10 protein-coding genes are annotated in these 12020 nt (G+C 68.3%); all 10 read right to left on the bottom strand.

The genetic code is table 11. The features are described from left to right. Positions 1–135: 135 nt before the first annotated feature. On the bottom strand, positions 136–534 hold the full coding sequence (locus AB0N07_RS38125) for a hypothetical protein (protein WP_365843278.1): 399 nt from the start codon (positions 532–534) through the stop codon (positions 136–138). A 160-nt stretch (positions 535–694) separates the two neighbouring features. Next, positions 695–1285 (bottom strand): response regulator transcription factor, encoded by a 591-nt coding sequence (locus AB0N07_RS38120; protein ID WP_365843276.1) that lies wholly within the window; start codon positions 1283–1285, stop codon positions 695–697. Between the two features lie 374 nt (positions 1286–1659). After that, on the bottom strand, positions 1660–3288 hold the full coding sequence (locus tag AB0N07_RS38115; protein WP_365843274.1) for a histidinol-phosphate transaminase: 1629 nt from the start codon (positions 3286–3288) through the stop codon (positions 1660–1662). A gap of 186 nt (positions 3289–3474) precedes the next feature. Further along, positions 3475–4542, bottom strand: a complete 1068-nt coding sequence (locus tag AB0N07_RS38110) for an aldose epimerase family protein (RefSeq protein WP_365843272.1) — start codon at positions 4540–4542, stop codon at positions 3475–3477. Positions 4543–4588: 46 nt separating this feature from the next. Then, the gene (gene mmsB, locus AB0N07_RS38105) at positions 4589–5836 is read right to left on the bottom strand and encodes a multiple monosaccharide ABC transporter permease (protein ID WP_365843270.1); all 1248 of its coding nucleotides are present in this window, start codon (positions 5834–5836) and stop codon (positions 4589–4591) included. Beyond that, positions 5833–7383: a multiple monosaccharide ABC transporter ATP-binding protein gene (gene mmsA / locus AB0N07_RS38100; RefSeq protein WP_365843268.1), complete on the bottom strand. Its 1551-nt coding sequence runs from the start codon at positions 7381–7383 to the stop codon at positions 5833–5835. Before mmsA ends, mmsB begins: the two co-directional genes overlap by 4 nt. 85 nt (positions 7384–7468) lie before the next feature. Beyond that, positions 7469–8578: a multiple monosaccharide ABC transporter substrate-binding protein gene (gene chvE, locus AB0N07_RS38095; protein WP_365843266.1), complete on the bottom strand. Its 1110-nt coding sequence runs from the start codon at positions 8576–8578 to the stop codon at positions 7469–7471. A gap of 138 nt (positions 8579–8716) precedes the next feature. Beyond that, entirely contained in the window at positions 8717–9685 is a 969-nt protein-coding gene (locus tag AB0N07_RS38090; protein WP_365843264.1) for a hypothetical protein, read from the bottom strand. A gap of 111 nt (positions 9686–9796) precedes the next feature. Next, a complete protein-coding gene (locus AB0N07_RS38085; protein WP_365843282.1) occupies positions 9797–10759 on the bottom strand; it encodes an alcohol dehydrogenase catalytic domain-containing protein in 963 nt (320 codons plus the stop codon). A 41-nt stretch (positions 10760–10800) separates the two neighbouring features. Then, a complete protein-coding gene (locus AB0N07_RS38080; RefSeq protein ID WP_365843262.1) occupies positions 10801–11964 on the bottom strand; it encodes a mandelate racemase/muconate lactonizing enzyme family protein in 1164 nt (387 codons plus the stop codon). Positions 11965–12020: the final 56 nt, after the last annotated feature.

Raw genomic sequence — 12020 nt, 5'->3', positions numbered from 1 at the left:
TTGGACCACTACCCCGTCAAACAAACCCACCACAACCCTTTGGGGTTGCTGGGCTGCCCGGGTAACGTGACCAGCCGTGTTCTGCGGGGCCTGGTGTAAGCGCCCCCCGCACGACCGTCCACGTGCTGTGCGGCTCTACGGCTGGAGATCCTGCCTCTGGACCAGGTCCCCTTCTCCTGGCGGACGCTTGATCCTGAAGCCGTCAGTGTAATTGTCGTTCTGGCAGGTCACGACCACCGTGCCCTTTACGCCATTGTTGTTCTTGCCCTTGGGGATATTGCCGAAGGTGACCGAGTACGCGCCTGCTGTCCCCACGCCCGGATTTTGGTCGATCAGGGTTATCCTCGGGTTTGTCTTTGCGGTTATCTGCACGGTCCTGGGAGGCTGTCCGTTCTCGCAGTCATCGACCGTCCCCGTGACCACGACCTCGCCACTTCTCGGGTCGGCTGCTGCCTGATCCGCAGCCGCGAGCGAGGCGACGGCTGTCAGAGGGAGCATCGCCGTGACGGCGAGAATTGCGACGCGACTACGCATGACTTCTCCTAGCTTGGCGGCTCGCGCTGGGAAATGGCTGCGACTGATCCGGTGAGGTTTCCTCTACCCAAGGTCTGACCCCGGCCCGTGGTGGTCAAGGGAGACAACTACCCACGGGTGGCGGGGCAGGACGGCCCACAGCAGCTGCCCCCCAGCAGCTCTATTCTCGGTACGTCAGCCCGTACTCGATCGCGAGCCGGGTGAGGTCGGAACGGCGCCGATATCCTGTCTTCTCGCCGATTCGGTCGAGATGCGACTGCACGGTGTGCTTGCTGATGCACAGCTTGTCGGCGATTTCCTGGTCCGTCGCGCCACCGACGACAAGTCTCAGAATGTCCTGCTCGCGGTCCGTGAAGCGCGGGGATTCTTCCAGCAGATGGCCGGCGGGCCCGGACACATAACTGCGGCCCGAGCCCACGACCCGAATCGCCGTCAACAGTTCCTCGCCCTCGGCCTGCCGACTCAGATATCCGCCGGCCCCCGCCCGGATCGCCTGAGCCGCGTCGATCTGCGCGGCTGACGACGTGACGATGACGGCGTGCCCCCGCTCCCGCAGCTCCGCCACGGTCGCGGCGAGCCTCGGGGGCGACTGCTGCAGATCCATCAGGACCACGTCGGCGCGGTGCAGACCGCCGTCCGCGGCCTGGATCGAGGGCGCCGTGACAACGAGGTGGAGGTCGGGCGCGGTGCCGATCAGTCGCGAGACGCCGTACCGGAAGAGCGGGCAGTCCCCGATGACCGCGATACGCATGAACCGGGTACTCACTGGCCGCGACCGGTGCCGGGCGGAGAGGCGAGCCGGGCCCGTCCGCCCGGCTCGGGCATGACCGTGACCATCGCCTCGGCGCAACCGCCCATGGACATCTCCGATCTTGCGCGGACCTCAGGGCCTGTCCGGCGGATCATGCCGCAGACGCTGGGCAGGCCCTGCCCTCAGCCTCGCCGGGACCGGGGAGTCCAGCGCGCCGGATTAGCCCGTCCGGCGTGCCGTCACGCGGGACGCCGGTGCTGGAACACCTACGGCGGTCGCCTACTGAGCAGGGGCGGACGTCAGTTGGCGGCTGCGGGTGGTGTGGCCCCTCACGACGAGCCCGCACCCGGCCACGCACCGCACCCCAACGACGACTAGCCCGCTTGTCCCATCCCCGCAGCGTTCGGCCAGCTCTGGGCGTTCGGCCAGCCCGTTGCCGGGGCCGGGGTGAGGTCCGGGACGGGACCGGTGGTGCCGCGTACCTGCGCCGCCGTGAGGCCGCCGCGGGCCGGGACGCCGGGCGGGGTCGGGCCGGGGGCCGGGGCGGGCATGGGCGCTGCTGCAGGCATGGGTGCCGGGACGGGCTGCATGGGTGCCGGGACGGGCTGCATGGGTGCGGGGACGGGCTGCACGGGTGCCGGGACGGGCTGCATCGGTGTCGGTGCGGGTTGCATGGGTGCGGGGACGGGCTGCATCGGCATCTGCGCCGCCGCCGGCACGGGAGCCTGCGCCGCCGCCGGCATCGGTACCCCGATGCCCATGTACTGCCCAGCCTGCGCAGCGAGCGGCATCCCCGCCCCGTTGGTGGCGCTGACCAGGCGGTCCACGGCCGCCGTACCCGAGCTGTAGCTGGTCCCGGTGCCCAGCTCGGGTACGGCGGCTCCCCTCCTGGTCCCGTAGAGCACCTGTTCCAGGCCGGACACCAGGCGACGCACATCCACCTGGGGGCGCACCACGAGTCGCAGGAAGCGGCTGGACGAACCGATCTTGTTGCCGCACTCGCGGACCAGGATCCGGTGCTCGGCGAGCATCCGGTCCCGGACCACGGTGCCTTCGGCGCCCACGGGGAGACGTACGAAGAGGAAGTTGCCCTGGGAGGGGTAGACCGTGAGGCCGGGGAGGGCCGAGAGCTGGCCGGCCATGTCCAGGCGGTCACGGCGCACCTGGTGGAGGCTCTGCGCGTACTCGGCGCCGTGCTCCTTGAGCATGAACACCACGTACTCGGCCAAGGAGTTGAGGTTCCACTTCGGGAGCATGGAGCGGACCCGGCCGGCCAGGGCCGGGTTGGCGACCAGGTAGCCGAAACGTATGCCGTGCAGACCGAAGTTCTTGCCGAGGCTGCGCAGCACGACGACGTTCGGGCGGATCATCGCCTCCTGGACGACCGACGGTTCGGCCTCGGCGTCCGCGAACTCGAGGAACGACTCGTCGACGACGACCAGGTCCAGGTCGGCCATCCCGTCCATGAACTGCACGAGGGACTGCCGGTGCAGAAAGCCGCCGTCGGGGTTGTTCGGGTTGCAGACGACGGCGACGCGGGTGCCGCGGGCCCGGATGAACTCGGCGTACTTGGCGAGGTCCAGGGCGAAGCCGCTGGACTCCTGCAGCGGGAACATGTCAACCCGCTTGCCGGTCTCCATCGGCTGGTCGGTCCAGCGGCCGAAGGTGGGGACGGGGATGGCCAGGGACTCGCGGACCATCAGGTGGTCGATCCAGGTGATCAGTTCGGTCGAGCCGTTGCCCATCGCCACGCACTGCGGCGGGAGCTGCAGCAGGTTGCACAGCTCGGCGGTGATCGTGTCGGCGCTGCTCGGGTAGTACGTGACGATGTCGCGCAGGCGGGCCGACATCTCCTCGAACATGGCCGGAGTGGGGAAGTACGGATTGCCGGGGACGCAGAAGTCCACGGGGCCGGTCCCGTCGCCGCCCTGCCGCGTCAGCGCCGCCATCGACGGGCTGTGTGCCGCGTCGCTGCGGAACAGCGAGGTGACGTTGTCGGCCATGGAACCTCCGTATGGGGCGGGCCCGGCAGGGACGACCGGGCCCGTCGCGTTTGGGTGGCCCGCGCGGGGGAGCACGGGCCGCCCCTTCATACGGAGACGGCTGGAGCGCTGTTCAACCAACGTGAGAACTGTGTGAGTTCGGGAACCGGAAGGCGTTGCTCATCGTCCCCGTCCGGGTGCCCGGCGTCACGTCCCGAAGGTGTGCACCGTCCTCGTCCTGTACGTCTGCCCCGGCCGCAGCACCGTGGACGGGAAGTGCGCGTCGTTCGGAGAGTCCGGGAAGTGCTGCGTCTCCAGGCACAGCGCGTCACCCTGGCGGTAGGTCCTGCCGCCGGTGCCGGTCAGGGTGCCGTCGAGGAAGTTGCCGGAGTAGAACTGCAGGCCCGGCTGGTCGGTGGCGATCTTCAGGGTGCGGCCGGAGCGCGGGTCGCGCAGGGTGGCGACGTGCTCGGGCTCGGACGTGATGCCCTTGTCCAGGACCCAGTTGTGGTCGTAGCCCTTGGCGTGTGTCTGCTGGACGTGGCCGTCGCGGATGTCGCGGCCGATCGCCTTGGTCTCGCGGAAGTCGAAGGGGGTGCCGGTCACCGTCGCCAGTTCGCCCGTGGGGATCAGGCCCGCGTCGGTGGGCGTGTAGCGGGACGCCTCGATCGTGAGCTCGTGGTCCTCGACGGTGCCGCTGCCCTCGCCGGCCAGGTTCCAGTAGACGTGGCTGGTGAGGTTGACGACCGTGGCCTGGTCGGTGGTGGCCTCGTAGTCGATGATCCAGTCGCCGTGCCCGGTGAGGGTGTACGTCACCTTCGCCTTGAGGGTGCCGGGGTAGCCCATCTCGCCGTCGACGCTGGTGCAGTGCAGCACCAGGCCGACGTCGGAGCCCTCGGCGAACGGCTCGACGTCCCAGATGCGTTTGTCGAAGCCCTGCTTGCCGCCGTGCAGGCTGTTGACGTCGTCGTTCACGGACAGCTGGCAGGTCTTGCCGTCCAGAGTGAACCGGCCCTTGGCGATGCGGTTGCCGTAGCGGCCGATCAGCGCGCCGAAGTACGGGGTCTTGGCGACGTAGTCGTCGATGTTGTCGAAGCCGAGGCAGACGTTGGCGTAGTGGCCGTCGCGGTCCGGGATCTCCAGAGCCTGGACGACACCACCCCAGTTCAGGACCTTCAGCCGGGTGCCGCCGTTCTCCAGCGACCAGCGGTGGACCTCCGTGCCGTCGGCGAGCTTGCCGAAGAGCGATTTCACCGGTCCTGCCTCTCCTCTCATGGGAAGGGCCCCGCCGTGCGGCGGGGCCCGATCCGGTCACTTTGGTCTACGAGCCGGACTTGCGCTTGTTCCACACGTCGAACCCGACCGCGGCCAGCAGGGCGAGGCCCTTGATGACCTGCTGCCAGTCGGTGCCGACGCTGAGGAGGTTCATGCCGTTGTTCAGCACGCCGAGGACGAGACCGCCGATGATCGCGCCGAGGACGGTACCGACACCGCCGCTCATGGACGCGCCACCGATGAACGACGAGGCGATCGCCTCGAGTTCGAAGTTCAGGCCCGCCTTCGGAGAGGCTGCGTTCAGACGGGCGGCGACCACCAGACCCGCCAGGGCCGCGAGCACTCCCATGTTCAGGAAGACAAGGAAGGTGACCTTCTTGTCCTTGACGCCGGACAGCTTCGCCGCCGGCAGGTTGCCGCCGATGGCGTAGATGTGCCGGCCGAAGACCGCGTTGCGCATGACGTAGCCGTAGCCGACCACCAGCACACCGAGGACGATCAGGATGATCGGGGCGCCCTGGTAGCTGGCGAGCAGCATCGTGACCGCGAGGATCGCGGCGGCGATGGCGACCAGCTTCAGCAGGAAGGCGTTGCGCGGCAGCACGTCCAGCGAGAACTCCTGCTGGCGCTTGCGGTCGCGGACCTCCTGGTAGACCACGAAGGCCAGCAGGACGAAGCCCAGCAGCAGCGTGAGGTTGTGGTAGTTGGTGTTCGGGCCGACCTCCGGCAGGAAGCCGTTGCCGAGGTTCTGCAGACCGTTCGGGAACGGGCCGAGGGTCTGGCCCTGCAGGAAGATCTCCGTCAGACCGCGGAAGAGCAGCATGCCCGCGAGGGTCACGATGAACGACGGTATGCCGAGATACGCGATGAGGAACCCCTGTACCGCACCCGCGGCCGCACCCACCAGCAGGCACAGCACCAGCGCCACCGGCCAGGCCACGCTGTGCTGCACCGTCAGCACGGCCGCGAACGCGCCCACGAAGGCGGTCAGTGAACCGACCGACAGATCGATGTGACCCGCGATGATCACCAGCATCATGCCGATCGCGAGGATCAGGATGTAGCTGTTCTGCAGCACCAGGTTGGAGACGTTGCGCGGCAGCAGCAGGTCGCCGCCGGTCCACACCTGGAACAGGACCACGATCAGGCCGAGCGCGATCAGCATGCCGTACTGCCGCATGTTGCGGCGCAGACCGCCCAGCATCAGCTGCAGCAGGTTCTCGCCGGAGGCCGACCCTCCGCTCTTCCCGGGCGGCGCCGAGGCCGGGACCTTGTCCGTCACATCCGTGCTCATCGGGTTACCTCTTTGTCCTTCGTCATCTGGCGCATCAGCACTTCCTGCGTGGCCTCGGCCCGCGGGACCTCACCCGTGAGCCGCCCGGCGGCCATGGTGTAGATGCGGTCGCACATCCCGAGCAGCTCCGGCAGCTCGGAGGAGATGAAGACGACCGCCTTGCCCTCCGCGGCCAGCTGGTCGATGACCGTGTAGATCTCGTACTTGGCGCCCACGTCGATGCCGCGCGTCGGCTCGTCCAGGATCAGCACCTCGGGACCCGCGAAGATCCACTTGCTGAGGACGACCTTCTGCTGGTTGCCGCCGGAGAGCCTGCCCACCGTCTCGAAGACGGTCGGCGCCTTGATGTTCATGGACTTGCGGAAGCGCTCGGAGACCTTCCGCTCCTCGTGCTCGTCGACCACACCGCGGCTCGCGACCTTGCCCAGGGCGGTCAGCGAGATGTTCCGGTTGATGTTGTCGATGAGGTTGAGGCCGTAGTGCTTGCGGTCCTCGGTGACGTACGCGATGCCGTGCTCGACCGCCTCCGCGACGGACTTCGTACGGATCTCCTTGCCGTCCTTGAGGACCGTGCCGCCCGCGTACCGGCCGTAGCTGCGCCCGAAGACGCTCATGGCCAGCTCCGTGCGGCCCGCGCCCATCAGACCCGCGATGCCGACGATCTCCCCGCGCCGCACGTTGATCGACACGTCGTCGACCACCTTGCGCTGCTGGTCGATCGGGTGGTGCACCGTCCAGTTGCGGATCTCCAGCGCGGGTGCCGCGTCCAGCTCGCCCTCGTACGCGGTGCGTTCGGGGAAGCGGGTGTCGAGATCGCGGCCGACCATGCCGGAGATGATGCGGTCCTCGGTGGTCTCCGCGGACTTCACATCGAGGGTCTCGATGGACCTGCCGTCGCGGATGATCGTCACCGAGTCGGCGACCCGCCGGATCTCGTTCAGCTTGTGGGAGATGATGATCGAGGTGATGCCCTGCTTCTTCAACTCCAGGATGAGCTGCAGGAGCTTGCCGCTGTCCTCGTCGTTGAGAGCCGCGGTCGGCTCGTCGAGGATCAGCAGCTTCACCTTCTTGGACAGCGCCTTGGCGATCTCCACCAGCTGCTGCTTGCCCACGCCGATGTCGGCGATGCGGGTCTCCGGGTGGTCGGTCAGACCGACCCGGCGCAGCAGCTCGGTGGCGTGCTTGAGCGTCTCGTTCCAGTTGATGAACCCGCCCGAGGCGTGTTCGTTGCCGAGGAAGATGTTCTCCGCGATCGACAGGAACGGCACCAGTGCCAGCTCCTGATGGATGATCACGATGCCGCGCTGCTCGCTCGCCCGGATGTCCTTGAACTCGCAGGTCTCACCCTCGAAGAGGATGTCGCCCTCGTAGGTGCCGTGCGGATGGACGCCGGAGAGCACCTTCATCAAGGTGGACTTCCCGGCGCCGTTCTCACCGCAGATGGCATGGACCTCGCCCTGACGGACCGTCAGCGTGACGTCCGACAGCGCTTTGACCCCGGGAAAGGTCTTGACGATCGAGCGCATTTCCAGGACGGGTCCCGCCATGGTGTGCCCTTTCAATCCGTAGGAACGGCCGGTGTGAGTGTCGACATGTGGCTCCGCCGCGTGGCCGACTCCACCGACAGGGGGACTACTTCAGCTGGTCAGCCGTGTAGTAGCCGGTGTCGACCAGTTCCTTGGTGTAGTTGGTCTTGTCGACGCTCACCGGCTGCAGCAGGTAGGCGGGGACGGTCTTGACACCGTTGCCGTAAGACTTGGTGTCGTTGATCTCGGGCTTCTTGCCGTTGAGGACGTCGTCGATCATGGTCGAGGCGACCTTGGCGAGCTTGCGGATGTCCTTGTAGACGGTCTGCGTCTGCTGGCCCGCGATGATCGACTTCACCGAGGCGAGCTCGGCGTCCTGGCCGGTGATCACGGGCAGCGGCTTGGCGGCCGAGCCGTAACCGTCCGACTTCAAGGCGGCGATGATTCCGATGGAGATGCCGTCGTACGGCGACAGGACCGCGTCGACCTTGGCGTTGCCGTACGTGGAGGTGAGGATGTCCTCCATGCGCTTCTGCGCGGTGGCGCCGTCCCAGCGCAGCGTGGTGACCTGGTTGAGCGCGGTCTGCTTGGACTTGACGACCAGCTGCTTCTTGTCGATGTACGGCTGGAGCACGCTCATCGCGCCGTTGAAGAAGTACTTGGTGTTGTTGTCGTCGTTGGAGCCGGCGAACAGCTCGATGTTGAACGGGCCCTTCTTGCCGCTGTCCAGGCCGAGCTTCTGCACGATGTACGAGCCCTGGAGCTTGCCGACCTTCTCGTTGTCGAACGAGGCGTAGTAGTCGACGTTCTTAGTGCCGAGGATCAGTCGGTCGTAGGAGATCACCGGGATGTGGGCGTCCGCGGCCTGCTGCAGCACGTTGTTCAGCGACTTGTTGTCGATGGCCGCGATGATCAGGCCCTTGACGCCCTGCGTGATCAGGTTCTCGATCTGCGAGACCTGCTGGTCGGGGTTGTCCTCGCCGTAGACCAGCTTGGTCTTGTAGCCCTTGGCCTCAAGGTCCTTGACGACGTTCTTGCCGTCGGCGATCCAGCGCTCGGAGGACTTGGTGGGCATCGCGATACCGATGGTGCCGCCCTTGGCACTGCCCGCCTTCTCCTTGCTGCCGCCCGTGCTGTTCTGGCCGCAGGCGGACAGGGTCAGGGCGAGGGAAGCGGCTCCGGCGACGGCGGCGAGTGCGGCTCTGCGAGTGCGCATGGTCATCATCCTTGATGTTGTGGGGCAGACTCGGTCCGGCTGTGCAAGGACGCTTGGACGGCGGGTGCGGGAGACCGAGGGGTATGTGGGATTCTGTTTGAGCCCGTCTTCTTCTGTGAAGGGGGCATTGTGCGAACGTTATGCGGACGTGTCGAACCGCTTGAGCGTGCCGGGCAGCCGTGAGCCGAGGGGGGCCATGTCGCCGTCGGCTCCGTGCCGTGCGAGCAGGTCGAGGGCCAGTCGGCCGCGCCGGACGCGTTCCTTGGCGGTGGCGAGCGTCAGGTCCCGCATGTGGTTGCCGTACGGGTAGATGCCGGGCGCCTTGGACAGCCCGAACTTCAGGTACAGCGGTGCCCCGCGCCGGATCAGCTCGGCGACCTCGTACATCCGGACGTATCCCCCCAGGTCGTCGGGGGCCTCGATGTACATGTCCATGGGGGCGGCGGAGACCCGCCGGATCTCGGTGAGGTGATCCAGCGTCAGATCGCTGGGCACGTTGAGGGAGTCGCCGCCCAGCTGCTCGTACACCGCGTACGCGGCGGGGTTGACCGGACCGATCAGCGCCGAGACCTTCAGGGTGGTGTCGGCCGGGATGATCCCGGCGACGCGTGCGCGGTGCAGCGTCCACAGCACGCCCTCGTCGGCGACCAGCAGGCACTTGACGCCCAACTCCGTTGCGCGGACGGCATCTTCGACGCACCCGGCGACGGCGTCGTACCCGCGGGCGCGCAGACCGGCCCCCCGCGAGTCGGTGCGCGTGGAGCCGCCGATGTCCCAGGTGCCGCGCGGGCCGGTGAACAGGCAGAGTTCGATGTCCCGTTCGCCGGTCGCCTCGACCATCTCGGTGATCTCGGCGTCGGTCAGCATCCATACGCCGCTGCCCTGGCTGATCCGGTGGATCGGCACATCGAGCCGCGAGGCTTCCTTCAGGACGACGGCCAGCGCTTCGGGACCCTCGCACGAGGGGATCTCGGTGCGCCAGCGGCCGCCGCCCGGGAAGGTGTGGGGCGAGGCGTCGGCGGGGGAGAGGTCGGGCGCGCCCAGACCGAGGGCGGCGAGCGCCTGCTCGCCGGGTCGACGGGCTGCCGGGGCGGAAGCGTCGGTCACAGGGTGTCCTTAGTGTTCGAAATTTCGGACAAGGTTCGCGGCTCAAGTCGTGCGGGGCTTGGGTGTACGCCGGTGCGGGGGTCGTCAGGTCACCCCCGCACCGGCGTACGGCTAGGGGCGGAGGAGGACCTTGCCGACCTTGGGATCACCGGACCCGACGAGCTCGATGGCCTGCGGGAACTCGGCGAGCGGCAGCTCGTGCGTGACCAGCGGCAGCGGATCGAGCAATCCGGCCCCGAACACCCGCACGGTGTGCGCCCAGGCGTCCGGCGGCGCCCCGAAGACGGAGTGCACCTCCAGCTGTCGTACGACCAGATCCGTGGGGTCGAGCCCGTTCGCACCCGGCGCCGGGATCCCGGTGAGGACCAGGCGCCCGCCACGCCGCAGCAGAGCGGCGGAGGTCCGCGCGGCGTCGGCGGACCCGGCGGTCTCGATGACGACGTCGAAGTCGTCCGGGAGCGGCTCGTCCTTCGTGCGGAAGTCGGTCGCGCCGTACCGCCGCGACAGTGCCTCGCGGTCCCGGCGGGTGCCGACGACCAGCAGCTCCACCGGCGAGACGGCCTTGAGGAACTGCACCGCGAACATCCCGAGGGTGCCGGTGCCGACCACGGCGACCCTCTCGCCCGGCTGCGCGTTCGCCTTGAGGGCGGCGGCCGCGATGCAGGCGGCCGGCTCCAGCAGGGCCGCCGCCGTCAGGTCGGCGTCGTCGGGCAGCACGTGCAGCAGCCTCGCCGGGAGGGTGAGCGTGGGCGCCATCGCGCCCGGCTGGGTGAAGCCGGTCTCCTCGTACCCGGCGCTGCACAGCGTGGTCTCACCCGCGTGGCAGCGGTCGCACACCTGGCAGTTCCGGAAGCCCTCGCCCACGACCTTGCGGCCGACCAGCGTCCCGGTGATCCCGGCGCCGACCCGCTCCACCGTTCCGGACCACTCGTGGCCGGGCGTGAGCGGATAGCGCACGTACCCCTCGGGCCGGTTGCCCTGGAACACCTCCCGGTCGCTGCCGCAGATCCCGCTCGCGTGCACCCGCACCAGCGCCTCGCCCGGACCGGGGTCGCGGGGCGTGTGCTCGGCCAGGTGGAACGTGCCCGGGGCGTCGACGACGACGGCGGCGGAACTCACTGGTCGCCCTTCGGGTTCCGCTTCTCCCAGCCCTCGGCCCACAGGTCGAAGTGCGCCCGCTGCTGGGGGAACTCGGCGGCGGCGTCCACGTCCAGCTCCACACCCAGGCCGGGCGCGTCGGAGAGGTGGAAGCAGCCGTCCTCCGGGTTCACCTGCGGCGCGCCCTTGACCACCTTCTTGATCTCGGCGTCCGCGAAGTCGTTGAAGTGCTCGAGGATCTTGAAGTTCGGGGAGGTGAAGCCGACCTGGAGCGAGGCGGAGGTGAGCACCGGCCCGCCCACGTTGTGCGGGGCGACCAGCATGTAGTGGGTCTCGGCGGTCGCGGCGAGCTTGCGCGTCTCCCAGATGCCGCCGATGTGGCCGACGTCCGGCTGGATGATGTCGACGGCCTGGCTCTCGAAGAGCTCCCGGAACTCGATGCGGTCGTGGATGCGCTCGCCGGTGGCCACCGGCATGTCCACCTTCGCGGCGACCTTCTCCAGCGCCTTGAGGTTCTCCGGCGGCACCGGCTCCTCCAACCAGGCGGGCTTGAAGGGCGCGAGCTCCTTGGCCAGCCGGACGGCGGTGGCGGGGGAGAAGCGGCCGTGCATCTCCAGCATCAGCTCGGACTCCGGGCCGATGGCGTCCCGGACGGCCTCGATCAGCGAGACCGCGTACATGGTCTGCTCGTGGTCGAGCTCGAAGTGCCCGGTGCCGAAGGGGTCGATCTTCAGCGCCCGGTAACCGCGCTCCATGACGCCCTGGGCGGCCTTGTGGTACGCCTCGGGCGTCCGCTCGGTGGTGTACCACCCGTTGGCGTAGGCCTTCACCTTGTCGGTGACCTTGCCGCCGAGCAACTGCCACACCGGAACGCCGAGGGCCTTGCCCTTGATGTCCCAGCAGGCCATCTCGACGACGGCGATGCCGGACATCACGATCTCGCCGGCGCGGCCGTAGTCGCCGTACTTCATGCGGCGGGTCAGGTCCTCGACGGCGAACGGGTCCGAGCCGAGAATGTGGTTCTGCTCGGCCTCTCTCAGGTATCCGATCAGCGCGTCGGTGTGACCCAGCATGCGGGTCTCGCCGACACCCGTGATGCCTTCGTCGGTGTGCACCAGGACGTAGGTCAGGTTGCGCCACGGTGTCCCGACCACGTGCGTGCTGATTCCGGTGATGCGCACGGAAGTTACCCTTCGGCTGTTCGAGATTTCGGCTCATGTTCGAAATGCTGGGCAGA

It is taken from the genome of Streptomyces sp. NPDC051172, assembly GCF_040682555.1.
Taxonomy (GTDB): domain Bacteria; phylum Actinomycetota; class Actinomycetes; order Streptomycetales; family Streptomycetaceae; genus Streptomyces.
This window is presented reverse-complemented; position numbering and strand designations above follow the sequence as displayed.